A 25,518-nucleotide genomic window follows, 5' to 3' on the forward strand; every position below is an offset into this window, starting at 1 on the left:
ACCGGACATTTCACCCAAGGAGCTTGCCATGCATGCCCAGACACAAACCCTGTTGACCCGTGAGCAGCAGTTGCACGCCTCGGGCGAATGCGACGACGACGGCCGGCCCTTGGCCCGCCAGGTCTTTTTTGAACCCGACAACTGGCTGGTGCCCGAGGGTTATGGCGACCTGCTGGCCGCCCATGCGGCCTGGTTGGCCGACCGGCCCGAGCAGCGGGTGCTGGTGTCCGGCCACAGCTACGGCACCGGCAGCCACCGCTTTTTCTGGTTGATGGGCGACCGCCGTGCCATGGCCGTACGCTCGGCGCTGATCAAGGCCGGCGCCGGGCGCAAGCAGGTGCTGATCCAGAGCCGGGGCGCGGCCCGGCCGCTGATCGAGCTGGCCGGTGAAGAGGTCGCGCAATACCGCCGCCGTGTCACGCTGGACTACCTGGACGCCCGGATCGAGACCACACCGCCGGTGCCGCCCGACGGTTCTGCCGCCTGGTGGCACTCGGTGTTCGGTTCCGGTGGCAAGGCGCGCCTGCCGGCGGACCGCCCGGGGGCCCAGGCCGGCTGAAACCGCGTACGGGCGGACTCAATCGTCTTCAGACGCATCCAGGCCCGGGAACAGCACCTCGGTGTAGCCGAACTGGGTGAAGTCCCGGATGCGCATCGGGTACAGCACACCCATCAGGTGGTCACACTCGTGCTGCACCACACGGGCGTGAAAGCCGTCCACCGTGCGATCGATCGGATCGCCGTAAGGATCGAAGCCGGTGTAGCGGATGCGTGAGAAGCGCGGCACCACGCCGCGCAGGCCGGGCACCGAGAGGCAACCCTCCCAGCCGTTTTCCTCGTCGTCCGACAAGGGCGTGATGACCGGGTTCAGCAGCACCGTGCGCGGCACCAGGGGCGCATCGGGGTAACGCGGGTTCACCGCATCCGTGCCGAAAATCACCAGCTGCAGGTCCACGCCGATCTGCGGCGCGGCCAGGCCGGCACCGTTGACGGCGCGCATGGTCTCGAACATGTCGGCCACCAGCAGGTGCAGTTCATCGGTGTCGAAGCCGGTCACGGGCGGGGCCACCCGCAGCAGGCGCGGGTCCCCCATTTTGAGAATGTCGCGTACGCTCATGGAAATCCTGTCTGCTCTGTCGTCAAACCATCGAGCATACAGAAACAGAACGCAGGCGGGGCGGTCATGCCGCCTGCGGCACGGCAAAATGGGGGCATGTCCGCGCCCTCCTTCCGCCCGCCTGAGCCTCCCGCCGAGCCGGCCGCCCCGCTGCCCCTGGTGACGCGCTGGGCGCTGCTGGTTCTGGCGCTGCTGAGCCTGGCCTTGGGCGTGATAGGCATCTTTGTGCCGGTGATGCCCACCGTGCCCTTTATCCTGCTGTCGGCCTGGGCGGCGGCCCGCAGCTCGCCGCGTCTGCTGGCCTGGCTGGAAAGCCACACCTCCTTTGGGCCCATGCTGGTCGAGTGGCGCCGCGGCGGCGTGGTGCGCCGGCGCGCCAAATGGACCGCCACGGCGGTCATGGGTGGGAGCGCCGCCTTCATGCTGGTGATGGTGCCAACCCGCTGGGTGGCCTTGCTCGCCATCGGCTGCATGGCCGGCGTGCTGGCTTGGCTGTGGCGCCGGCCGGAACACCTCAGCGACGAAGCTGCGCCGCCGGAAACTTGAAGGTGTCAGGCCGCGGGGGCGGCCAGCATGGCCAGCAGGGCTGCTTCGTCGATGACGGCCACACCCAGCTCCTGGGCCTTGGTCAGCTTGCTGCCAGCCTCTGTGCCGGCGACCACAAAATCGGTTTTTTTGCTGACCGAACCCGCGACCTTGCCGCCCGCAGCCTCGACCCGGTCCTTGGCCTCGTCGCGGCTTAGCGTGGGCAGCGTGCCGGTGATGACAAAGGTCTTGCCCGACAGCGGCTGCGGCGCGCGTGCCGCCGGTTTCCCCTCTGGCCAGGTCACGCCGCAGGCGCGCAACTGCTCGACCACCTCGCGGTTGTGCGGCTGGTCGAAGAAGGTGCGTATGCTCTGCGCGACGATGGGGCCGACATCGCTGACCTCGAGCAGTTGTTCCTCGGTCGCGTCCATGACCGCGTCAAGGCTGCCGAAATGGCGCGCCAGTTCCTTGGCCGTGGCCTCCCCGACGTGGCGGATGCCCAGGCCGAACAGAAAACGCGGCAAGGTGGTCTGCTTGGATTTTTCGAGGGCGTCAAGCAGGTTGTTGGCGGATTTGTCGGCCATGCGCTCCAGCCCGGCCAGCGCCGTCAGGCCCAGGCGGTAGAGGTCCGGCAGGGTGCGGACCACGCCGGCGTCGACCAGCTGCTCGACCAGCTTGTCGCCCAGGCCCTCGATCTCGACCGCGCGCCGGTGGGCGTAATGCAGGATGGCTTCCTTGCGCTGGGCTGCGCAGAACAGGCCGCCGGTGCAGCGGTAGTCGGCTTCGCCCTCCTCCCGCACGGCGTCCGAGCCGCACACCGGGCAGGTGCGCGGCATGGTGAACTGCGGCGCGTGCTGCGTCCGCTTGTCCAGCAGCACGCTGACCACCTCGGGAATCACGTCGCCGGCGCGGCGCACGATCACCGTGTCGCCGACGCGCACGTCCTTGCGCCGGGCTTCGTCCTCGTTGTGCAGCGTGGCGTTGGTCACGGTCACGCCGCCGACAAACACCGGCGCCAGCTTGGCCACCGGCGTGAGTTTGCCGGTGCGGCCCACCTGCACGTCAATCGCCAACACCTTGGTCATCTGTTCCTGGGCGGGGTATTTGTGCGCCACCGCCCAGCGCGGCTCGCGCGTCACAAACCCGAGTTTTTTCTGCAGCGCCAGGCTGTTGACCTTGTAGACCACGCCGTCGATGTCGTAGGGCAGCTGGTCGCGCGCGCGGCCCATCTTCTCGTGAAATGCTATCAATTCAGAAGCACCTTGCGCAGTCTGCGTCTGGGCTGCGACCGGAAAACCCCATGATCTGAGGGTCAGCAACAGCTGGAAGTGGGTGTCGAAGTCCGGCCCGCCCTGTTCCGGCGGCGTGACTTCCCCGACGCCGTAGGTAAAAAAGCTCAGGGGGCGCTGCGCGGCGATCGCCGGGTCCAGTTGGCGCACTGCGCCAGCGGCGGCATTGCGTGGGTTGACGAAGGTTTTTTCACCCTTGGCACCCTTGGCAATTTTTTCACGCTGCCGCTCATTGAGCGCCTCGAAATGGTCGCGGCGCATGTAGACCTCGCCGCGTACTTCCAGCACAGGGGGCGCATCTTTGGGCAGCCGCAGCGGGATCTGCCGGATGGTGCGGATGTTCTGCGTGACGTCCTCGCCGGTTTCGCCGTCGCCGCGCGTCGCCGCCTGCACCAGCACGCCATGTTCGTAGCGCAGGTTGATCGCCAGGCCGTCGAACTTGAGTTCGGCCACGTATTCCACCGGTGGATCCCCCTCCCCCAGGCCCAGCTCCTTGCGCACGCGCAGATCGAAATTTTTCGCGCCCGTCGCCTCGGTGTCGGTTTCGGTGCGGATGCTCAGCATGGGCACGGCATGGCGCACGCTGGCGAACTGGTCCAGTGGCTTGCCGCCCACCCGTCGGGTTGGCGAATCCGGGCTGGCCAGTTCGGGGTGCTGCGCTTCCAGCGCCTGCAACTCCTGGAACAGCCGGTCGTATTCGGCATCGGGAATGGCTGGCTCGTCGAGCACGTAATAACGGTGTGCGTGTTCGTCGAGCAGGGCGCGCAGGGCCGCGGCGCGTTCGGCAGGCGCCGGCATCTTCCGCGGCTCGGGCGGCGCAAACATGTCGGGGGTGACCATGGGAAGAAAAATCAGGAGAACAGGCGCCGGCCCAGCGCCGAGCCGGCCGGCATGTCGCGGCCTTCCAGCGTGTCGTAGAGCTGCTCGAGGTCGGCGTGGATGATTTCCATGGCCTCGGGCCGGATCGGCTGGCCCTGGTCGTCGATGATCACGCCGTCCATGCTGCTGGCCAGCGCGATCGCGGCCTCGCACATGCGCACAAACGGTTGCTCGGAACGCAGCACCTGCGGCACGTCCAGCGACAGCGTCAACTCGCGCAGGGCGGTCTGCTCCGGGTCTTCGGCCATGGCCGCCTGCGTGTCGAAGGCCAGCCCCAGGATGGGCGCATGGCCGGACTCGCTGGCCGGCAGCACCATGCGGCCCGGGATGGAGCCGGTGACAAAACCGAGCTTGGCGGCGCTCTGGTGCACATAACCGGGGCTCCAGGCGGTGTTTTTCGCGCGCAGCGTGAAGCTCAGCTGCGCATCATGGGCGCTGGCAAAGTTGTCCAGTTCACGGGCCCGGGCAACCTCGTCGAGCATGTCGGGAAACTCGGGCTGGCCGTCAATCGCGTCGGCAAAGGCCTGCGCCTTGATGACAAACTCCGAAAACTCGATCTGGTTCAGTGCGCCGGTGCGGTTGGCCAGCTGCACGCCGGACTGGAAGGCGCTGTAGCGCTGGCCCGCGAACGGGGTTTCCCAGGCCCCGGTGGCCACATTCAGGCCTTCCACCGCAAACGGCTTGCTGCCGGCACGGCGCGTGGCGGGCATGGCTGCCAGCGCGGCTTCGCCCGAAACCGGCGCATCCACCAGAATCGGCGCAATGACGTCAATCAGCGCATCGAGCCCGGGTTTTTTCTCGGGCACGGTCATGGCGGTCAGCGCGTCCAGGCCGGAATCGCGGTCAAAACCAGGCTCCTGCCGCTCCGGCTCGCTGTCAAAGGACGGCTCGCCCACCGGCTCCACCGGAGTAGTCGCGGCCGGGTCGGGCGTGGCGCGCCGCGGCAGGTTTTTGCGGGCCGACCAGGTGCTGTGGGCCACCACGATGGCAAGAATCAAACCACCGAGGATGGCCAAACTGATCTGGAGTGTGCTCATCTTTATTTACGCTGCTTCAGCGAAACCAAGCGCTGCTTCCATGTCGACAGCCACGATGCGCGAGACGCCCTGCTCCTGCATGGTCACGCCGATCAGCTGTTCGGCCATTTCCATGGCGATCTTGTTGTGGCTGATGAACAGGAACTGGGTTTCCTTGCTCATGCTGGCCACCAGCTTGGCATAACGCTCGGTGTTGGCGTCGTCCAGCGGCGCATCGACCTCGTCGAGCAGACAGAACGGTGCCGGGTTGAGCTGGAAAATCGCAAACACCAGCGCAATCGCGGTCAGGGCCTTTTCGCCGCCCGACAGCAGGTGGATGGTCTGGTTTTTCTTGCCCGGCGGCTGGGCCAGCACCTGCACGCCGGCGTCCAGGATTTCCTCGCCGGTCATCATGAGTTTGGCGTTGCCGCCGCCGAACAGGCGCGGGAACATCTCGCCGAAATGGCGGTTCACCGTCTCAAAGGTGCTCGACAGCAGGTCACGCGTTTCGGCGTCGATCTTCTTGATCGCATCTTCCAGCGTGGTCATGGCTTCGTTCAGGTCGGCCGACTGGGCGTCGAGGAACTGCTTGCGTTCGCGGGCGCTGCTGAGTTCGTCCAGCGCGGCCAGGTTGACGGCGCCCAGGGACTGGATGTCGCGGTTGATGCGGTCGATCTCGCCCTGCAGGCCCGAGAGGCGCACATTGCCGGTCTGGATGGACAGCTCGACGGCAGTAATGTCGGCCTGCGCGTCCTCCAGCAGCTGCGCATACTGCTCGAAGCCCAGGCGCGCGGCCTGCTCCTTGAGCTGGAATTCGGTGATGCGCTGGCGCAGCGGCTCGAGTTCACGCTCCAGCTGCAGGCGGCGCTCGTCGCTGGCGCGCAGTTTGGTGGTCAGGTCGTCGTACTGGCTGCGCTTGGCGCCGAGGTCGGCCTCGCGCTCGAGCTTGACGTTGAGCGCGCCCTGCAGACCGGCTTGCGCCGCGGCGTCCGTCAGGCGCGAAAGCTCCTCTTTGGCGCGTTCTTCCTCGCCGGCAATCGACGCCGCCTGCTGCGCGGCGATGTCGATGGAACGCGTCAGTTCGTCGCGGCGCGAGGCCAGGCTGCGCAGCGCAAACTGCGCTTCCTGCGACTGGCGCTCCAGCGCGCGCTGCTGCTCGCGGGATTCGTTCAGTTTGCGCTCAGCCTCGATGACGCGGTCGTCGAGCTGGGCGTGGCGCTCCTGGCTGTCGGCCAGCTGCATGTCCAGCTCTTCAAAGCGTCCTTCGGCCGTCACCCGGCGCTCCTGCAGGTCGTTCATCTGCGCGTCGATTTCAGCGAGGTCGCCGGCAATCTGCTCGCTGCGGGCGCGGGTCTGTTCGGCCAGCTGGGTCAGGCGCAACACCTCGACCTGCAGCTCGTGCGTGCGGCTCTGGCCTTCGGCGGCCTCGCGGCGTGCTGTGGCCAGGCGCTGCGCCGCATCGGCGTAGGCCGCTTCGGCCCGGATCAGGGCACTGCGCGCCTCGTCGCCGATCAGGGCCTGGGCGCGCAGCTGTTTTTCGAGGTTTTCGATTTCCTGGGCCCGGGCCAGCAGGCCGGCCTGCTCGGAATCCTGGGCGTAAAAACTCACGCTGTGCAGCGTGACCGCGTGGCCGCTTTTCACGTAAATGACTTCACCGGCCTGCAGCTTCTGGCGCGCCGCCAGGGCTTCGTCGAGGCTGCTCGCGGTCAGGCAGCCGTGCAGCCAGTCGCCCAGCAGCGCCGTCTGGCCGGCATCGCCCAGACGCAGCAGATCGGCCAGGGGTTTGAGGCCGCTGGCGGAAGCGCTGGCCGGTGCGGCAGCCGTTGGCGGTGAATAAAACGAGAGTTTGGCCGGCGGTGTGTCGCGCCCGTCCGTGCCGGCAAAACCCCGCACCATGTCCAGGCGCGAGACTTCGAGCGCGCCGAGCCGCTCACGCAGCGCGGCTTCGAGGGCGTTTTCCCAGCCCTGCTCGATGTGGATGCGGCTCCACAGGCCCTGCAAACCATCCAGGCCATGTTTGGCCAGCCAGGGCTTGAGTTTGCCGTCGGTCTTGACTTTTTCCTGCAGCGCCTTGAGCGCTTCCATGCGTGCCGACAGGTCGGCCTGTTTCGCCGACTCGGTGTTGACGGCCTGTTGCTTGTTGCGGCGGTCTTCGTCGAGCTGCGGCACGCTGTCGGTCAGCTCGTGCAGCCTGGCTTCGGCTTCGTCCTGCTCCTCCCTGGCCGCGGCGAACTGGGTGTTCAGGTTGACGAGGCGCGCTTCGTCGGGCGCATTGAGGGCATTTTTGTCGGCCGTCAAGCGTTCGTGGCGCAGGCCCAGGGTGCGCGACTGTTCCTCGATGTTGCGCTGGTCAGCGGCCAGCACCTGGATCTGCTGCTGCACCTGGCCCACGCTGGTGCGTTGCTCATTGGCTTTGGATTGCGCGGCGCGCAGCGCTTCTTCCAGCGCGGGCAACTGGCCGGCCTGGTCTTCGCTCTGCGCGGCCAGCAGCTCGGCCTGTTCTTCGGCCTGAATCGCCCGCTCGGTCAGGGTTTCCGTTTCCAGCGCGGCCTCTTCCTTGCGCGCGGCCCACTGGCTGGTCTGTTCCTTGAGTTGCGCCAGGCGCTGCTCGACGCGTTGCCGGCCTTCAACCACAAAACGGATTTCGGCCTCGAGCCGGCCGACTTCGGCGCTGGCCTCATACAGCTTGCCCTGGGCCTGGTTGACCTGGTCGCCGGCGGCGTAATGCGCCTGGCGGATGGTTTCCAGGTCGGCTTCGATATGGCGCAGGTCGGCGATGCGGCTTTCCAGGTCGTTGACCGACTTGGCGGCGTCGGCCTTGACCTTGGCCTGGTCGGCCTCGCTTTCGGCGCGTTTGAGGAACCAGAGCTGGTGCTGCTTGAGCGTGGCGTCGGCGTGCAGCGTGTTGTAGCGCAGCGCGACTTCGGCCTGTTTCTCGAGTTTTTCGAGGTTGGCGTTGAGCTCGCGCAGGATGTCCTCGACGCGGGTCAGGTTCTCGCGCGTGTCGCTCAGGCGGTTGGCGGTTTCACGCCGGCGTTCCTTGTACTTGGACACGCCGGCCGCTTCCTCGAGGAACAGGCGCAGCTCCTCGGGCTTGGATTCGATGATGCGGCTGATCGTGCCCTGGCCGATGATGGCGTAGGCGCGCGGGCCCAGGCCGGTGCCGAGGAACACGTCCTGCACGTCGCGCCGGCGCACTGGCTGGTTGTTCAGGTAATAGCTGGACGTGCCGTCGCGCGTGAGCACGCGCTTGACGGCAATTTCGGCGAACTGGCCCCACTGGCCGCCGGCACGGTGGTCGGCGTTGTCGAACACCAGCTCGACGCTGGAGCGGCTGGCCGGCTTGCGCAGGTTGGTGCCGTTGAAGATCACGTCCTGCATGGATTCGCCGCGCAGCTCGCTGGCCTTGCTTTCGCCGAGCACCCAGCGCACGGCATCCATGATGTTGGACTTGCCGCAGCCGTTGGGGCCGACCACGCCGATCAGCTGGCCCGGCAGCACGAAATTGGTCGGCTCCGCGAACGATTTGAAGCCGGATAACTTGATTGAATTGAGACGCACGGCGGACCCTGTTTTTTTCCTGGCGCTGGGGAACCTTTGAAGCTAAGCAGTTGATTTGTATGGCATTTTTCTGGAATGCCCGGCTTGCTTCAGGCAATGCACAGGCCGCAATGTTACCCGAGCCCGACGCCCGGACCGCTGTAAAAAATGGTGACCGGCGCCGCGCGGGCCATGGTGGCGGTGGTGGCGCGCCCTTCCGTGGCCGGTTCCTCCCCGAATTCATGCATCAAAATGGCCTCCAGCCCTTGTCTGTCGTGCGCAAGAAGCTATCTTTTTCATAGCAAAGCAGCTTTGGAGACTGGCCGGCCGCCACCCGCGCGGTGTTCACACGGGATAATCCGGGCGATGAATCCATTGTTGAAACGCCTGCAGCCCTACCCCTTCGAGCGGCTGCGCCAGCTCCACGCCGACGTCACGCCCAACCCGGCCTACCGCCCCATCAGCCTGGGCATTGGCGAACCCCGGCATGCGACGCCGGAACTGATCAAGACCGCCCTGAGCGCCAGCCTGGCTGGCCTGGCCAGCTACCCGGCCACCGCCGGCGAACCCAAACTGCGGCAGGCCATGGCCGACTGGCTGCAGCGCCGTTACGGCCTGGCGCTGGACCCGGCCACGCAGATCCTGCCGGTCAACGGCTCGCGCGAGGCGCTGTTTGCGCTGGCGCAGACCGTGATCGACCCGACGCAGCCCGGCGCGACAGTGGTCAGCCCGAACCCGTTTTACCAAATCTACGAAGGCGCGGCGCTGCTGGCCGGTGCCGACACCTGGTTCGCGCCCAGCGACCCGGCGCGCAATTTTGCGGTGGACTGGGCCGCTGTGCCGCAAGAGGTCTGGGCAAAAACGCAGCTGCTGTTTGTCTGCTCGCCGGGCAACCCGACCGGTGCGGTCATGGGCCTGGACGAGTGGAGGCTGCTGTTTGAACTGAGCGACCGGTACGGCTTTGTGATTGCCTCGGACGAGTGTTACAGCGAGATCTATTTCCGTGAGGAGCCGCCGCTGGGCTCGCTGCAGGCCGCGGCGCAGCTGGGCCGGCATGACTTCAAAAACATCATCGCGCTGACCAGCCTGTCCAAACGCAGCAACGTGCCGGGCCTGCGCAGCGGCTTTGTTGCCGGTGACGCGGCGCTGATCAAACCTTTTCTGCTGTACCGCACCTACCACGGCAGCGCCATGAGCCCCATCGTGCAGGCGGCCAGCATCGCCGCCTGGAACGACGAGAAACATGTGGTGGAGAACCGCGCGCTGTACCGCGAAAAGTTTGCCCAGGTCACCCCCCTGCTCGCCCGCGTCATGGACGTGGCCCTGCCCGACGCCGGGTTTTACCTGTGGGCGCAGATTCCGGCGCGTTTTGACAACAACGACCCTGCGTTTTCGCGCGAACTGCTCGCTCTTTACAATGTGGTGGTGTTGCCCGGCAGTTACCTTGCCCGCGAAGCCCGGGGCCACAACCCCGGTACCGGGCGCATCCGCATGGCGCTGGTGGCTGAAACCGCTGAATGTGTGGAAGCTGCCGAAAGAATCGTTCAATTTATCCAATCCACCTGATCTGAAAAAAAATGAATCAAGACCAACTTCAAAGCATCATCAACGCCGCCTGGGAAGACCGCGCCAACCTCTCGCCGCAGGCTGCGTCCAAAGAGATCCAGGATGCGGTCGAGCACACGATTTCCGAACTGAACGGCGGCCGCCTGCGCGTCGCCACGCGCCAGGGTGTGGGCCAGTGGACCACGCACCAGTGGATCAAGAAAGCCGTGCTGCTGAGCTTTCGCCTGAAAGACAACGTGCTGATGCGCGCCGGCGACCTGGGCTTTTATGACAAGGTGCCGACCAAGTTCTCGCACCTGAGCGAGCAGGAAATGAAGGAAAGCGGCGTGCGTGTGGTGCCGCCGGCCGTGGCGCGCCGCGGCAGCTACATCGCCAAGGGCGCGATCCTGATGCCGAGCTACGTGAACATCGGCGCTTATGTGGACGAAGGCACCATGGTGGACGCCTGGGCCACGGTCGGCAGCTGCGCGCAGGTCGGAAAAAACGTGCACCTGTCCGGCGGCGTCGGCCTGGGCGGCGTGCTCGAACCCCTGCAGGCCAACCCGACCATCATTGAAGACAACTGCTTCATCGGTGCGCGCTCCGAGGTGGTGGAAGGCGTGATCGTCGAGGAAAACTCCGTCATTTCCATGGGTGTCTACATCGGCCAGAGCACACCGATTTATGACCGCGAGGCGGATACCGTGACCTATGGCCGCATTCCGGCCGGTTCTGTGGTCGTGTCGGGCAACCTGCCCAAGGCCGGCGGCAAATACAGCCTGTACTGCGCCGTGATCGTCAAGAAGGTGGACGCCAAGACCCGCGCCACGACCAGCCTGAACGACCTGCTGCGGGATTGATGGCCCCCACGCTCGCCACTGCGTGTGCTCCGCTACCGCCCGAGGGGGGCGCTGCGACTGCGGCCCCGGCTGGTGCAGATGGAGCCGTCGCGGCTTGTTCCTTGTGTGTCCTTTGACTGATTGATCGGAACCGACGATGACTACGCAGACCATGAGCACGATGGAACGTATCCTGCGTTTGATGGCCGATAAAAAGGCCTCCGACGTCTATCTGTCGGCCCATTCGCCGGCCCTCATCAAGATCAATGGCGAGGCGATTCCGATCAACAGCCAGATCCTGCCGGCCGAGGCACCGCGCAACCTGCTGGCCGAGGTGCTGCCGCCCGAACGCATCGAGGAGCTGGAAGAACTCGGCGAGCTCAACATGGGTTTTCCGCTGGCCGGCGTCGGCAATTTCCGCATCAGCGGCTTCCGGCAGCGCAACACCTATGCGGTGGTGATCCGCTATGTGCCCGGTGAAATTCCGCCGCTCGACAGCCTCAACGTGCCGCCCATCCTGGCCGACCTGATCATGGAAAAGCGCGGGCTGCTGCTGATGGTGGGCTCCACCGGCGCCGGCAAAAGCACCACCCTGGCGTCCATGATGGACCACCGCAACGCGACCCAGTCCGGCCACATCCTGACGATCGAAGACCCGGTCGAGTTTTTGTTCACCAACAAGAGGTCGGTGGTCAACCAGCGCGAGGTCGGCAGCGACACGCAGTCGCTGCAGGTGGCGCTGAAAAACGCGCTGCGCCAGGCGCCCGACGTGATCCTGATCGGCGAGATCCGGGACCGCGAAACCATGTCGGCCGCGATTGCCTACGCGCAGTCCGGGCACCTGTGCCTGGCCACCATGCATGCCAACAACAGCTACCAGGCGCTCAACCGCATCCTGAGTTTTTACCCGGTCGAGGTGCGCAACACCATGCTCGGCGATCTCGGCGCGGCGATGAAAGCCATCGTCTCGCAGCGCCTGCTGCGCACGCAGGCGGGCGGCCGCACGCCGGCGGTGGAGGTCATGCTCAACACCAAGCTGATCTCGGAACTGATCGAAAAAGGCGATTTTTCGGGCGTCAAGGAGGCGATGGAAAAATCCATGGCCGAAGGCTCGCAGACCTTCGAGCAGGACATCGCCAAGCTGATCGTCGAGGGCACCGTCACGCGCAAGGAAGGCCTGTTGCATTCCGACTCGCCGACCAACCTGATGTGGCGACTGGAAAACGACTTTGCCATGGCCGCCAAGGCAGCAGAAGAGCCCGAAGAAGACCCGGATGACGAAGCCTCCTTCACCGAGATCACGCTCGACGTGCGCCCGGACTCGGGTTCCAACTCGAAGTACGGCACCACCGGCTTCACCCCCCTGTAAATACTGTCCGGCATCGTTCCATGTCTTCCACCCTCCGCCTTGCAGAACAACTGATCGCCTGCCCGTCCGTCACGCCTGACGACGCGGGTTGCCAGGCCATTTTGGCCGGGCGTTTGCAGCCGCTGGGTTTTGCATGTGAAACCATCGTCAGCGGGCCAGAACACTTTCGTGTCACCAACCTGTGGGCGAAATTCAATGGTTTTAGCCCTGCAACCCAGGCGGAACGTGGGCAGGCAGCTCCCAATTCGATAGCACCCCACACCCTGGTCTTTGCCGGCCACACCGATGTGGTGCCGACCGGCCCGCTGGAACACTGGACCAGCCCGCCCTTCACCCCCAGCCACCGCGACGGCGTGTTGTACGGGCGCGGCGCCGCCGACATGAAAACCTCGATCGCGGCCATGGTGGTGGCTGTCGAGGAGTTCCTGGCTGCCAACCCGCAACCGAAGCTCTCCATCGCCTTCCTGATCACCAGCGACGAGGAAGGCCCGTCGGTGGACGGCACCGCCGTCGTCGTGCAGCAACTGAAGGCGCGCGGCGAGGTGCTGGACTACTGCATCGTCGGCGAACCGACCTCGGTCAACCAGCTTGGCGACATGATCAAGAACGGCCGCCGCGGCACGCTGAGCGGCAAGCTCACGGTCAAGGGCGTGCAGGGCCACATCGCCTACCCGCACCTGGCCAAAAACCCGATTCACGCCTTTGCGCCCGCGCTGGCCGAGCTGGTCGCCACCGAGTGGGATGCCGGCAATGCGTTTTTTCCAGCCACCAGCTGGCAGGTCTCGAATGTGCACGGCGGCACCGGTGCATCCAACATCATTCCTGGCGAGCTGGTGGTGGACTTCAACTTCCGTTTTTCCACCCAATCGACCGCCGACAGCCTGAAGGCGCGGCTCGAGGCCATCCTGCAACACCACCAGCTCGACTACACGCTGGCCTGGACGCTGGGCGGCCAGCCCTTTCTGACCACGCCCGGCGAGCTGGTGCAGGCCGTCAGCGAGTCCATCCGGGCCGAGACCGGGCTGCAGACCGAGCTGTCGACCACAGGCGGCACCAGCGACGGGCGTTTTATCGCCAGCATTTGCCCGCAGCTCATCGAGTTCGGCCCGATCAACGCGTCCATTCACAAGATCGATGAACACGTGCTGGTCAGCTCGCTGGACCCGCTCAAAAACATCTACAAGGGCGTGCTGGAACGCCTGGCCGCGCTGTGACAGCCGGCGCCCCCTCGACGGTGCTGGGCCTGATCGACCACTGGGCCGACCGGCTCGAAGCTGCCGGCCTGAGCCACACCAACGGTTTCGGCCAGGGCACGCTGACGGCTTTTGACGAGGCGGCCTGGCTGGTGCTCTGGAAGCTGGGCCTGCCGCTGGACGAGCTCGATGCGGTGGAGAACCGGCCCGTCAGCCCTGCCGATGCCGCGCAGGTTGCGGCCCTTCTGGAAACCCGCATCCGCACGCGCCAGCCGGCGGCCTACCTGACCAAGGAAGCCTGGTTGCAGGGCGTGCCCTTTTACGTCGATGAACGCGTGATCATTCCGCGCTCCCTGATTGCCGAGTTGCTGGCCGATGGCGACATCGACCCCTGGCTCAGCGAGGACACGCGGCGCGTGCTGGACCTGTGCACCGGCAACGGCAGCCTGGCCGTGCTGGCCGCCATGTGTTACCCGGACGTGCTGGTGGACGCGGCCGACATCAGCCCGGACGCCCTGGCGGTGGCCCGCATCAATGTGGACAGGCACCAGTTGCAGGACCGCATCACCCTGATCGAATCGGACGGGCTGGCCGCCTGCCCGGGTCCCTACGACCTGATTTTGTGCAACCCGCCCTATGTCAATGCCACCCGCATGGCCGCCCTGCCGGCCGAATTCAGGGCTGAACCGGCCCTGGCGCTGGCCGGTGGCGAGGACGGCATGGACTTCATTCGAAGCCTTTTTCTAAACGCGGCCGGCCATATGAGCGAAAATGGTGTTTTGGTGCTGGAAATCGGCAACGAGTGCGAGAATTTTGAACGCGCCTTCCCGCACCTGGAACCGCTCTGGTTTGAAACCAGCGCCGGCCCCGACCAGGTTCTGCTCCTCACGCGCCAACAACTGGCTTGAGACTTGCGTCTCGGGCCGGCATTGGGGCGCAACGCGCCGACTGGCTATTTTTCTTGTGTCTGCTTGGTTTAAATGATTACCCTTAAAAATGTGGTGCTGCGTCGCGGCGCCAAAGTGATTCTCGACAGCGCGTCTGTCACCCTCAACCCCGGCGAAAAAGTCGGCCTGGTGGGGCGTAACGGCGCGGGCAAGTCCTCGCTGTTTGCCATGCTCAACGGCACGCTGCACGAAGACGGCGGCGAGTTCTACATCCCCGCCCAGTGGCGCATGGCACAAGTCGCCCAGGACATGCCCGAAACCGAACAAAGCGCCACCAGCTACGTGATTGAAGGCGACGTGGTGCTGCAGGCCGCGCAGGCCGAGGTCGATGCGGCCGAGGCCAGCGGCGACGGCGACCGCATGGCGCATGCCTACATGGAGCTCTACGACTCGGGCGCGCACGACGCGCCGGCTAGAGCCCAGGCGCTGATCCTCGGTCTGGGCTTCAAGCTCAGCGAGCTCGAGAACCCGGTCAACAGTTTTTCCGGCGGCTGGCGCATGCGCCTGCAGCTGGCGCGCGCACTGATGTGCCCGTCCGACCTGCTGCTGCTCGACGAACCGACCAATCACCTGGATCTGGACGCGCTGGTCTGGCTGGAGGCCTGGCTCAAACGTTACCAGGGCACCATGCTGGTCATCAGCCATGACCGCGAGTTCCTCGATGCCGTGACCGATGTCACCGTGCATATTGAAGGCGCCAAGCTGACGCGTTACGGCGGCAACTACAGCAAGTTCGAGGACCTGCGCGCCGAGCAGATGGCACTGCAGCAGGGTGCTTTCAACAAGCAGCAGGACAAGATTGCCCACCTGCAGAAGTTCATTGCCCGCTTCAAGGCCAAGGCCAGCAAGGCCAAGCAGGCGCAAAGCCGGGTCAAGGCGCTGGACCGCATGGAGAAAATCGCGCCGCTGCTGGCCGAGGCCGACTTCACCTTCGAGTTCAAGGAACCGGCGAACCTGCCCAACCCCATGCTCTCGATGCAGCATGTCGACTTCGGCTACCCGCCGCCGCCCGATGCGCCCGCAGGCACGCCGCCCACGGTCATCGTGCAGAACGTCAGCAAGTCGGTGCTGGCCGGCCAGCGCATCGGCATCCTGGGCGCCAACGGCCAGGGCAAGTCCACCGTGGTCAAGACCATCGCGCGTGCGCTGGCCCCCCTCAGTGGCGAGATGCTGGAGGGCAAGGGCCTGAACATCGGCTACTTCGCGCAGCAGGAACTCGACGTGCTGCGCCCGGCCGACAACCCGCTGGAACACATGATCCGGCTCGTCAAGGAAGTCACCGCCGCCGGCAAGATCAGCGGCCAGCAAACCCGCGAGCAGGACTTGCGCAGTTTTCTGGGCAACTTCAATTTTGGCGGCGACATGGTCAAGCAGGCCGTCGGCAGCATGAGCGGCGGCGAAAAAGCGCGCCTGGTGTTGTGCATGATCGTCTGGCAACGCCCCAACCTGCTGCTGCTCGATGAGCCGACCAACCACCTGGACCTGGCCACCCGTGAGGCGCTGTCGATGGCGCTCAACGAGTTTGAAGGCACGGTCATGCTGGTCAGCCACGATCGCGCCTTGTTGCGCGCGGTGTGCGACGAATTCTGGATGGTTTCACGCGGCGGTGTCGCGCCGTTCGACGGCGATCTCGACGACTACCAGCGTTACCTGCTCGACGAAGCCAAGCGCCAGCGCGAGGAAGCCAAGAAGTCCGCGAGCAACCCGGCGCCGGCTGCAGCTGCTACCAAAACAGTAGCTGCCAGCGTAACAACGACGGTGGCTTCAGCCCCTGTTGATGTCAAAAAACCGGCCAGCAAGAAGGACGATGCCCAGCGCCGGCAGCAGCAGTCGGACACGACCAAACCGCTGCGCAAGGAACTGGAAAAAATCGACGCCCGCATGCAGTCGCTGAGCGCTGAACGCGACAGCCTGCAGGCCTCGCTGGCCACCACCACCGCGCCGGCGGAAATGGCGCAGTCCGGCAAGCGCCTGAAGGTGATCGACACCGAACTGGGTACGCTGGAAGAGCGCTGGCTGGAACTCACCGAGCAGATCGAAACCTCGCTGGCCTGAGTCGGGGTTACGCCGGCATGGAGCCGGCGTTGAGCGGACGGGGTTGGGCTTGCGGCTCTAACCCCATTGGGCATTTCGCGCTAAAGTGCAATCATGCCCACCGCCCTCCAGATGGCCTCCGACGACGCGTCCCTTGCGGCCGCAGTGATCCGCAGCCGCAAGCTGCTCAACAAACGCGCCATGGTCGCCGCCGCGGCCAGCGCCGTGCCGGTGCCCGGCCTCGACTGGGCGGTCGATGCCGCGATGCTGTCGAAGCTGATTCCTGAAATCAACCGGGAGTTTGGCCTCACGCCACAGCAGCTCGACCAGCTCGATCCGAAAAAACGCGACCAGGTCCAGAAGGCGGTCACCCTGGTCGGTTCGGTTCTGATCGGCAAGTTCATCAGCCGCGACCTGGTCCTCAAGGCCGCCACCAAAATCGGCATGCGGCTGACCACCAAACAACTCGCCAAGTACGTGCCCTTCGCCGGCCAGATCGTGGCCGCCACCGTCGGTTATGCGGCCATCCGTTATCTGGGCGAGGAACACATGAAAGACTGCATTCGCGTAGCGCGGCAGGCGCAGCTGGAAGTGCCGCTGCTGGGCTACGCCGCCTAGGGCCCCAGCGCGCCAAAGCTTGTGAGGTGCGACCACCCCCGGCGGGTGAAAAAAGGCGTTAAGCTCCGTCATCTTACAAACTGTTTCATCATGGCCTTGGGGATTCTCGCGATCCTGCAGCGCCGCAAACACCCATGACATTCCAGACATCGCTGTTTCCCTTGCTGATCACCATGGGGGCCGCGATGCTCACGGCACCGGCATTCGCCTGTATGGCCGACCCGCCGGCCCGGGGACAGGTCGTCCTCTTCGAAAGCCTGGCTTCCCGCAAGCCGGGAACACCCCCTCTGCCCCAGGAGCGCAGCCTGCGGGCTGGCGACCTGATCTCGGTGCTGGCGCCCGCCCGGGCGGTTCTGACCTTGGTGGATGAGCCCCGGGACCGGCCCCAGCCGGTGCTTCTCGCTCTCGATGAAGCGCGCTTTCGCACCCTGGCGGCCCAGGGCGGCGGCAGGGTGGCGCCGGAGGCCGATGCCGTGATGGGTGGCAACCGTGCCGGCGCCATGAGCTGGCACCGCTTCGGCGCGCAGGGCAGCGGCCTGGTTTATATCCAGCTCAGCCATGCCGGCCGCGAAGGCCTGATCCGGCTGGACGTCCAGCCCCCCAAGGTGACCCCGCGCGGCCAGACTGTCCGTGGCAACGAGAACAACCAGGCGGAGCCGCTGTTCATCACCATGTTTGACAGTCTGGAGCTGGACCTCCCCGGTTCGCCGGGCGAGGGTTGGACCGTCACGCCTGCCGATGCCCGAGGCCTGAAGCTGGTTGCGGTAGAAGCCGTGGCCGCCGACAAGGCTGCCGAAGCCGCGGCGGGCAGGGTTCGCCTGCGTTTTTCTCAAAACTCCGCGCTGGGGCCCGAAACAGGGCTCACCGTGAGCGGAGCAGGCAAACGGTTTTCCTTTGTCATCCGCAGCCGGGCGATCCCCGCATGCTGAATCCAGCCAGGGTTTGTCGTCCTGACAAGTTTGTCGGTTTGCGTCCCATTAGTTACGGTCCCGAACGCTGATGAAAGCCCCTCGATCATGAAATTTGCCCCACTTTTTTGCGTCCTGCCTGCGCTGCTGGCTGCCTGCGCCACACCCGTGGCGCCCCCACCTTCGCCGGGGCCTGACATCCCGCCACCGGCACTGGTCAGCCGCATTGAGGCGCCGCGCCCTACAACGGTCATTGCACCCCGGCGTCCTCCCGCGCAAACCACGCTGGCGATGGCGCTTGTTTTTGCCCCACGCATGAACAAGCTGTCGGCGGAGCGGGAAGAGCATCTCGCCTCGTTCGCGGCGCAGCTTCGCCGCAGCGGCACGATCACCGCCGTCACCGTCGAAGGTCATGCCGATGAGTCTGGCAGCGACAAGTACCGGCTGGCACTGGCCGGCCAGCGCGCGGAGCGCCTCGCGAGGTTGCTGGAAATGCACGGTTTGCCGCACGAGAAAATCACGACCACCGCCACGCTGCAACGCACCTGGGAGATGCCGCCGGAATGCAGGAGCGCCACGGCTGAGGCACGCAAAAAACTGGAATGCGCCAGTCCTGGAACGACCGTCACGGTCAGCGCGAAAATCACCGCTTCCGAGTGATGACCGCCAGCGCCGTTGCAGCATCGGCAGGCGTGCCGTGAGCAAGCCCGGATGCCGGGTTGCGGCGGCGCTTGCCTTGTGCTGCACGCTGGCGCAAGGCGCCGGCATCGCGGCCGTCCCTGCCTGCGATCAGGCGAGCAAGTCCGCGGTGCCCGGCCGCAGCGGCACGGCCACCGCAGCCTTGCCTGCCTTCGCGCAAGCAAGCGCGACGCCCTGGCACGCCGGTGAACTGGCTGTCCATCCATCGGCGGTGAATGCCAAAGACCGCGTCACCCTCGCCTGCCAGGGAAACCGCTGCAAACCGCTGCAATGCCGCTGGCAGGATGCGGCAGGCTCTCACCAGCTGTCGTTCGCCGGCGGCATTGGCGCCGACTACACGGACCCCGGCGGCCGATCGCGCCGCCTTGCGCTGGAGCGCAGCGACGCCTGCGAGAATTGCCGTGCCCGATACCTCAACCTGTACTGGGCAGACCCGGCCCGCCCCGAGGTCGGCACCCTGTCGCTGCTCTGGTCGGGCCTTGAATTTGACCGTGGCGGCGAGGGCCACATGGGTGGCTTTGCGAGCTGGTCCAACCAGCAGCCGGCGCTGATGAGTTGCACGGCCCGTTGACAGGAGCGATCCAAACCATGAAAAAGCATCTCTCCTGGCTCACTGCACTGCTGCTTGCGCCCCTGCTGACGCCGGCGTACGCCGCAGCGCCGCTGGAACGCATTCCCCTCGCACCGGCCGCACAGGTCACGGGTGAGCTGCCAGGCTTGTTGCGCGAGGTGCTGGGCGATTACCAGGACCGCCTGCCGGCAGCCACATCGTTGCGTTGGACCGAACGCGGGCACAGCCCCGACGGCAGGCCCTACGTTCGTGAACGTATCTGGAGCGAGGCCCTGCAAAAATTTGGCAAGGTGTGTGCCGCCGACAAGCCCGCCTGCGCGCCTCTGCTCGCCGCACAGATCCGGACCATGACCCGCGCACTGCGGGAAAGCGCCGATGCCCCCGCCAGCAAAGCCAGCGCCGCGACCTTGAGCGCTGTGTCCGAACTGTGCGGCATGAGCGGCGTCACAGGCGATTGCCCGCTGAGTGCGTACTTGCACGAGACAGCCATACGCTGGATGCAACTGGGCCACGATGCGCTTTTTGTGGCCTACCTCGATCGCTACGACGGCCAGCGCAACCAGTACCTGGAATGGCTCAAGACGCAGGGCACACCGCCATCGGCCTCCACGCTGGCCGCCCTGCCCCAGCTGCCTGCCTGGATTCGTGCCGGCTATTTCGAGCTGACGGGCAAGTTCAGCGCCGCGCGCGAACTCTGGCTGACGACGTTGATCGAAGCCGTTGGCAGCGACAAGCCCAATGCCAATCAGGAACGCATGGCAGCCTACCGGCTGGCGCGTTTGTCCTGGCGCCTGGGAGATGACGAGCTTGCGCGGAGCTGGCAGCAGTATCTGGCGGGGCTGCCAGGAAAGGCTGGCGAAGCGGCCTTGCCTTGCTGGGAGCGGCATGAGCAGTGGCGAATCGATATCGCCCGCTCGCAAGCCCTGCGCGAGCCGTTGGCCAAAGCGTCGGAGACGCTGGGTGCATTGATCGCCGCGGATTGCGCTTATTCGCAAGCCCTGGCTGAATACGGCACCGACACCCTGATCGCCGATCCGGGAATGGTCGGCGCTTCCGCCCCACTGACAAGGATGCTTGCCGTCGGCAGCGCGGCGTGCAAGGGCAACTGCGCGCCCGCACGCCTGGAGACGCTGCGCGTGCTGCAAGCTCTCGCGAAGCCAGAGGCGCAAGAGCTGGCGGCACATGCCAGGGCTGCACAGACCCGGCTGGACCAATTCGGTGGTTTTCTGGAGACCGACGTTCAATTGAGCTGGGCCACGGCGGCGGTGGTGCTGCGCCAACCGGCGCTGAAGCGTCAGGGTCTGGAGCTCCTGACGTCGCTGCAGACCCATCTTCTTGCAGGCAACGACGCCGACAACTTCAGCTCTTTCGGCGCCCAGCAGAACCGTTCACGTTTCGACGTCTTGCACCGCAGCGCCGCCCTGGCAGCGGTGCAGCAGGGCACCCAGCTCGAGCTTGGGCGGCTGGAAGCGATGCGGGCGCAGACGCTGCTGCGGCGCCTGCGGCTGAGCAGCCTGGCGGGCGAACTCGCCGGCGTGCGCGACGCCCCGGCCGAGTTGCACTACCGCGAGGTGGTTGCGGCCGCGCAGGACAGCCGGCGAAAGCTCGGTGCGATCGGAGGCTCCGACGCCCGGGCGCAGGCCATCATCGCACTGGTGGACCGGATGCTGGACGACGCCGCCGTCGATGCCCGGCTGGTCCTGCTGGAAACCCTGGCGGCCCGCAAGCTCGACGGCGGCAAACCCGGGCAGAGCTGGCTACGCAAGCTGGGCGGCTCTGCCGCCATCACCGAGCTGCAGAGAAAGGCCAACCCGACAGGCGTCCGACGCGACCTGATGTCGCTGCCGCGCGATACCGCCTATCTGAGCTGGTTGCAGGTGCCCGGCGGCTATGTGGCCAGCGTAGCCAGCTTCGATGCCGAGCACTACCCGCCCGAGGCGCCTGGCGTGAAGGGCGGACACCGGCAGTCCAGCCGCTTTATCGCCGTGTCTGCAGCCCAGGAAGAAACCCTCGGCCTGTACCGCGCGCTCCTGATGTCGGGTGCTGCCACCAACCGCGGCGCCAGCCGGGTGGATGTGCCACTTACCGACGGTGCTGGCTTGCGCCTGCGCAGCTTGCCGGTCTGGCGGACAGCCGACGGAAGTTATCTGGCGCAGGCCTCTGCCCCGGCCGGTGCTACACGTGCGCAAGACCTCCGGGAAATCGGGCAGTACCTGTACCGCGTGCTGCTGGAGCCCCTGCACGCGCAGTGGAGTCCGGCGAAGCGCCTGCTGCTGAGCCCGGATGGTTTGCTGACCCGGCTGCCGTTTGAAACCTTGTGGGCTGGCGAACGGCCGCTGCTGGACGTGATTGACGTTTCTTATGTGCAATCGCTGGAGGTGCATGCAGAGCTGGCGCGCCGCGCCGGGCAGCCGCGTGCCGGCGGCAAAAGTCTGCTGTCGTTCGCCGACCCGGACTATGCGGCGGCCGCCGTTGCAGGGGCGGGCCCGGTACCCTCGTGGATGGCATCGCTGCGCTGGAACGCCCTGCCGGGCACACGCAGCGAAGCCGAAGCACTCAAGCCGCTCTTTCCCGACGCGCGACAGCTCACCGGCACCGATGCAGCACGTGCCCGTGTGCTGGCCATGCAGGAGAGCAAGGAACTCCGGGACTTTCGCATCCTGCATTTCGCCACACACGGCTATGTGGACGACCGGCGCAGCAGCCTGGTGCTCTCCACACGCGACGGCCTGCAGCAGGCCTACCTGCTCGACTCGGACATCAGCACACTCGAGCTCAGGACCGACCTGGTGCTGCTTTCGGCTTGCGACACCGGCCTGGGCCGCAGCCAGTCAGGCGAAGGTGTGGTGGGACTGCCCTACGCCTTCATGCTGGCGGGCAACATCAACACACTGATGTCACTGTGGCCGGTGGACGATGCGGGCACGGCGGCCTTCATGCCGGCCTTCCTTTCCAAGGCGCGCGGCGGGGTTGACCTTGTCACGGCCCTCAACCTTACCAAGCGCGACTTTGCCGCGGGCCGGTACGGGGAAAAAAACCGCGATCCGCGCATCTGGGCCGCGTTTGTGCAGTACGGCGTACCACTGCAGCTGCAGTAGCTGTCATGGGCACGGAGGCAATGACCGAGGCGATAGTGCTGGACAGGGCGTGGACGAGTCTGGACGATTTGGACCGTCGCTGGCGGCCGTATCTGAGTTCGGGTCCGCGCTCCATCTTCCATTGCTGAATCATGCACCCTTGGCAACAATGCGGTCGACGAGATCGCGCGTGCACCTCCGCCACCCGTGCGGTGGGAAAGTGCACAGCCCCCCTGCGACGGCGTCTTGCTCGACGACACGATTCTTACCCGGGCAATTCTTCCATCAGATTAAAGGCAGCTGCCTGCTGACAACGCACAAACCGGGACGCCAGTGCCCCGGTTCAACCCCTGACGCCCGTCCCTACGTTTCTTGGAGAAGGCTTGTACACACTTGGTTTCGATTGGGTGGATGCACCGTCTGCAGGGCTGCTGAATGAACGCATCTTCTCGCCAGGATTGGCAGCCGCCTGCGACTCGAGTTTGTCCGCCCGGGCAGTCAATGAGTCTCCACGCTTGTGCGCCTGATCGGCTTGAGTCCTCAATTTCTTGACCTGTGCCTGTATGGCCGATCCCTTCGTATCTTGAGCATGGACGGCCATGCCGAATCCGAGGGCTGAAGCGAAAAGCACAACAAATAATTTTTTCATTTCACGGTTCCTTGATGAATACCCGCCTGGTTGCCCCGGGTGTGCACGGCCGGCAAAGACACACCCTCGTCCCCAAAAATTTCCCCGAGTAACGCTGGCCCCGAGGTCTGCACTATTTCCCCGAGAGGGCACAACCTGCTCGCCCGTCGTTCCCGCATTGCCCGGCAATCTGACGCTTCTCCGGTTTGCCGACGGGGCCGCCGCGCAGCTTTTCACCGGGGTTCATGCCGGACTCCAATTCCAGTTTCTCCGCCTGGGCACTCAGTGCGTCGCCACGACCATGTGCAGCCGCAGCTTGTGCTCTCAGTTTTCTGATCTGCTCTTGCTTGGTCGCCTCTTTGGCGCCGTCGGCGTGAGCACCGAACCAAAGCAGCGATGCAAACAACAAGACAACCGTTTTTTTCATTTCATCTCCCCTCGGTGGGCCGGCGCATCCGGGCAACCCGTGATGACCGCGGCTGGATGCTGAAGAACAATTGGGAACCACGCACTATTTGTTGGTCCGGGCGTAACGCGCCACGATCTGGTTCAGGGCATCCAGGTCCTTTCGCGACAGCCTGGCGGCAGCCATGTCCCGGTATTTGATGGCATTGGCAGATTCGGCGTGGGACGCTGCAATGGAAAACCAGAGATACGCCTTTCTGTCGTCCTGCTCGATGCCGCCTTCACCTTTGCGATAGAGGTTGCCCAGGTTGTATTGGGCTGCAAAGTCACCCTGTCTGGCTGCGGTTTCGTAAAAACGAAGCGCCTCGGACAAGTTCTTCTTCACGCCATACCCCTCCTCGTACATGAGCCCCGTCATGTACTGGGCATGAACTGAAGTTTTTGCCGCCCTGGAATACCAGAAAAGAGCTTGTGGATAGTCTTGCGAAAGGCCGTCCTTGCCAAAATAGTATTTTTCCGCGAGTGGCAATTGCGCGGCTCCCAGCCCCTGCTCCGCAGCCTTGGTGTACCAAAACACCGCCTTCCTGTCGTCCTTTGGAATTCCTTTCCCAAAGTGATACAGGTTCGCCAGATTGTTTTGCGCCAGGGCCAGGCCTTGTTCAGCGGCCTTGACATACCATTCGGCCGCCTTTTTTTCGTTCTGTGGGACACCCGTTCCGCTGTCGTAAAGCTGGCCGAGGTTGTATTGCGCCGTTGCAAGCCCCTTTTCGGCGGATCTGGCATACCACTCGGCGGCTTTTTCCGGGTTCTCCTCAACGCCCCGGCCGTTGGCGTAATACACGCCCAGGTTGAATGCAGCCTCTGCGTCGCCTTGGTTGGCGGCTTTCAGATACCACATGGCGGCCAGGCCGTAATCCTGAGGCACGCCTCTGCCCTTTTCAAACATGAATCCCAAGTTGTATTGGGCCAGAGGGTCATTCTTTTCAGCGGACTTGAGATACAACTCCACCGCCTTTTGATCATCCTGGGGAACGCCATTTCCATTGGCATATTTCACGCCCAGATTGAACTGGGCCCTGGCTTCTTCAGCCCCCGGCTTGGTCGCAACCACTTCCGGTGGATGTGCCTGTGGCGCCATCTGGCAGGCGGTCACGAGCAGGGGGAGGACAAATAGGCCGAGTTTGCGAATCATGGATGAACCTCTTTAAAAAATGTCAGCGTCGTACAAAAATCATTTCACACACACCCGCGTCCGTGGGATTGCGCGATCCGCCGGGCAGCACGGAGACGATCAGCCTGCCGTCGGCGTCGAGCCGGGTTCTGGCAACGATTTTTCGATCTACCGGCAGGTTGTTGCCGCCCGTCACCGCGAGGTTCAGGGCGCCGCTGGCCGGGTCGTAAATGAAGCTGCCCTCGTAGTCGATGTAACGTTCAAACGGCGTCCAGGTCGCCGAGAAGTCGCCATTGCTGCGGAAGCGCAATTCGTGCAGGGGTTGCGGCGGCACGCGCTGCGCGCCGGTACCGCAGGCGATTTCCCGCGTCTGGCGCCACAGGCCGCGCAAAGGATGCTTCACCGGATCGACCACGCGCATTTTTCCCTGCACGGTTTGCGCGCCGACCTGCGCGATCAGCGTGAATGTTGTACCGTCTTTCGCGTCCTGTGCCACCATGCCTATGCCGCTCACGGCATCCATGGCAGCCGGTGCGCCGGGGCTGAGCCGCCAGCCGCCGATACAGGCTGCCGGCACCACCACGAAGTCATGCGGAGCGCGCACCAATGCCGGCTGACTGGCCAGCAATTCACCCGCCTGCACGTCGCGATCATCAAACCAGAAAAGCAGTCTGCCCGTGTTGAAGAGGGCACAGTCGACCCCAGGTGGAAGTGCTGGCGCTTCAGCAGGTGCAGGCGCATTGCCACCGGGCATCACCAGCAGCAAGGTGGCCGCGCGCGCGTCCCAAAGCCACGCCGCCCCGGGCAAGAGGCGCGCGGAATGCGACTCCAGCAGAACACCTTGCGGCACCATGACGATAAAACCACGCACGTTCGCGCGGGCACCCAGCATGGCAGACCACCGTGGAGTCCCTGCCTTCAGGTCTTCACGCCAGCGCTGTGCCGCAGCTTCATTGAGCTTGAGCAGGACCTGCCCCCGTGCGCCGGGGCTCTGGACCTCCACCTGAACCTCGCAGCGGCCAAGCGTCAGCGGCTCTTTACCTTCCACGCCGCTTGCCTCCAGCAGCGCAGGACAGGCCGCCTCAGCAACGCTGCAGACGAGCAGCGCGAAAGACAGACCGATCGATTTAAATAGCATGGAGATCCTC

21 protein-coding genes are annotated in these 25,518 nt (G+C 65.1%); 13 read left to right on the forward strand and 8 right to left on the reverse strand.

Features of this window, described 5'->3' with window-relative positions:
• Nucleotides 1-28 precede the first annotated feature (28 nt).
• Nucleotides 29-559, forward strand: coding sequence for an OmpA family protein (locus B7G53_RS01105; protein WP_096662419.1), 531 nt, complete (start codon nt 29-31; stop codon nt 557-559).
• A gap of 18 nt (nt 560-577) precedes the next feature.
• Here B7G53_RS01105 and def read toward each other — a convergent pair whose 3' ends face one another.
• Nucleotides 578-1,117 (reverse strand): peptide deformylase, encoded by a 540-nt coding sequence (gene def, locus B7G53_RS01110; protein ID WP_096662420.1) that lies wholly within the window; start codon nt 1,115-1,117, stop codon nt 578-580.
• Nucleotides 1,118-1,213: 96 nt separating this feature from the next.
• Between def and B7G53_RS01115 the strand changes: the two genes are divergently transcribed.
• A complete protein-coding gene (locus tag B7G53_RS01115; RefSeq protein WP_096662421.1) occupies nt 1,214-1,663 on the forward strand; it encodes a YbaN family protein in 450 nt (149 codons plus the stop codon).
• 5 nt (nt 1,664-1,668) lie between these two features.
• On the opposite strand, the gene ligA is transcribed toward B7G53_RS01115, so the two are convergent.
• Genes ligA through smc form a run of 3 tightly spaced genes read right to left on the reverse strand, consistent with a single transcriptional unit; the run spans nt 1,669 to nt 8,387 of the window.
• The gene (ligA, locus tag B7G53_RS01120; RefSeq protein WP_096662422.1) at nt 1,669-3,771 is read right to left on the reverse strand and encodes an NAD-dependent DNA ligase LigA; all 2,103 of its coding nucleotides are present in this window, start codon (nt 3,769-3,771) and stop codon (nt 1,669-1,671) included.
• A gap of 11 nt (nt 3,772-3,782) precedes the next feature.
• Nucleotides 3,783-4,847: a cell division protein ZipA C-terminal FtsZ-binding domain-containing protein gene (locus tag B7G53_RS01125; protein ID WP_096662423.1), complete on the reverse strand. Its 1,065-nt coding sequence runs from the start codon at nt 4,845-4,847 to the stop codon at nt 3,783-3,785.
• 6 nt (nt 4,848-4,853) lie between these two features.
• Nucleotides 4,854-8,387 (reverse strand): chromosome segregation protein SMC, encoded by a 3,534-nt coding sequence (smc, locus tag B7G53_RS01130; protein WP_096662424.1) that lies wholly within the window; start codon nt 8,385-8,387, stop codon nt 4,854-4,856.
• A 345-nt stretch (nt 8,388-8,732) separates the two neighbouring features.
• On the opposite strand from smc, the gene dapC reads away from it, so the two are divergent.
• From dapC to B7G53_RS01185, 11 genes are all read left to right on the forward strand, one after another.
• Nucleotides 8,733-9,932, forward strand: coding sequence for a succinyldiaminopimelate transaminase (gene dapC / locus B7G53_RS01135; RefSeq protein WP_096662425.1), 1,200 nt, complete (start codon nt 8,733-8,735; stop codon nt 9,930-9,932).
• Between the two features lie 11 nt (nt 9,933-9,943).
• Entirely contained in the window at nt 9,944-10,771 is an 828-nt protein-coding gene (gene dapD / locus B7G53_RS01140; RefSeq protein WP_096662426.1) for a 2,3,4,5-tetrahydropyridine-2,6-dicarboxylate N-succinyltransferase, read from the forward strand.
• A gap of 151 nt (nt 10,772-10,922) precedes the next feature.
• A complete protein-coding gene (locus B7G53_RS01145) occupies nt 10,923-12,119 on the forward strand; it encodes a PilT/PilU family type 4a pilus ATPase (RefSeq protein WP_096662844.1) in 1,197 nt (398 codons plus the stop codon).
• Nucleotides 12,120-12,139: 20 nt separating this feature from the next.
• Complete coding sequence (dapE, locus tag B7G53_RS01150; RefSeq protein WP_096662427.1) at nt 12,140-13,333, forward strand: succinyl-diaminopimelate desuccinylase; 1,194 nt, start codon at nt 12,140-12,142, stop codon at nt 13,331-13,333.
• Entirely contained in the window at nt 13,330-14,220 is an 891-nt protein-coding gene (gene prmB / locus B7G53_RS01155) for a 50S ribosomal protein L3 N(5)-glutamine methyltransferase (protein WP_096662428.1), read from the forward strand. The genes dapE and prmB overlap by 4 nt, the downstream gene beginning before the upstream one ends.
• Nucleotides 14,221-14,292: 72 nt before the next feature.
• A complete protein-coding gene (locus B7G53_RS01160; protein ID WP_096662429.1) occupies nt 14,293-16,314 on the forward strand; it encodes an ABC-F family ATP-binding cassette domain-containing protein in 2,022 nt (673 codons plus the stop codon).
• Between the two features lie 93 nt (nt 16,315-16,407).
• Nucleotides 16,408-16,911 (forward strand): hypothetical protein, encoded by a 504-nt coding sequence (locus B7G53_RS01165; RefSeq protein WP_096662430.1) that lies wholly within the window; start codon nt 16,408-16,410, stop codon nt 16,909-16,911.
• Between the two features lie 134 nt (nt 16,912-17,045).
• A complete protein-coding gene (locus B7G53_RS01170) occupies nt 17,046-17,840 on the forward strand; it encodes a hypothetical protein (RefSeq protein ID WP_096662431.1) in 795 nt (264 codons plus the stop codon).
• Nucleotides 17,841-17,927: 87 nt separating this feature from the next.
• Nucleotides 17,928-18,479, forward strand: coding sequence for an OmpA family protein (locus B7G53_RS01175; protein WP_096662432.1), 552 nt, complete (start codon nt 17,928-17,930; stop codon nt 18,477-18,479).
• Between the two features lie 37 nt (nt 18,480-18,516).
• Nucleotides 18,517-19,089 (forward strand): hypothetical protein, encoded by a 573-nt coding sequence (locus B7G53_RS01180; RefSeq protein ID WP_141396264.1) that lies wholly within the window; start codon nt 18,517-18,519, stop codon nt 19,087-19,089.
• A gap of 17 nt (nt 19,090-19,106) precedes the next feature.
• A complete protein-coding gene (locus tag B7G53_RS01185; RefSeq protein WP_096662434.1) occupies nt 19,107-22,187 on the forward strand; it encodes a CHAT domain-containing protein in 3,081 nt (1,026 codons plus the stop codon).
• Between the two features lie 322 nt (nt 22,188-22,509).
• Here the strand turns inward: B7G53_RS01185 and B7G53_RS22390 are convergent, their stop codons facing one another.
• The 4 genes from B7G53_RS22390 to B7G53_RS01200 all read right to left on the reverse strand — a co-directional run bounded on the left by B7G53_RS22390 (nt 22,510) and on the right by B7G53_RS01200 (nt 25,508).
• A complete protein-coding gene (locus B7G53_RS22390) occupies nt 22,510-22,815 on the reverse strand; it encodes a hypothetical protein (RefSeq protein WP_141396265.1) in 306 nt (101 codons plus the stop codon).
• 112 nt (nt 22,816-22,927) lie between these two features.
• Nucleotides 22,928-23,221 carry a hypothetical protein gene (locus B7G53_RS01190; RefSeq protein WP_141396266.1) on the reverse strand — a complete coding sequence of 98 codons (294 nt, stop codon included), beginning with the start codon at nt 23,219-23,221 and terminating at the stop codon, nt 22,928-22,930.
• Between the two features lie 84 nt (nt 23,222-23,305).
• Complete coding sequence (locus B7G53_RS01195; RefSeq protein WP_096662436.1) at nt 23,306-24,391, reverse strand: SEL1-like repeat protein; 1,086 nt, start codon at nt 24,389-24,391, stop codon at nt 23,306-23,308.
• Between the two features lie 22 nt (nt 24,392-24,413).
• Complete coding sequence (locus B7G53_RS01200) at nt 24,414-25,508, reverse strand: hypothetical protein (RefSeq protein WP_096662437.1); 1,095 nt, start codon at nt 25,506-25,508, stop codon at nt 24,414-24,416.
• Between the last annotated feature and the right edge of the window lie 10 nt (nt 25,509-25,518).

Origin of the sequence: Polaromonas sp. AET17H-212 (assembly GCF_002379085.1) — a bacterium.
GTDB lineage: Bacteria > Pseudomonadota > Gammaproteobacteria > Burkholderiales > Burkholderiaceae_C > Polaromonas.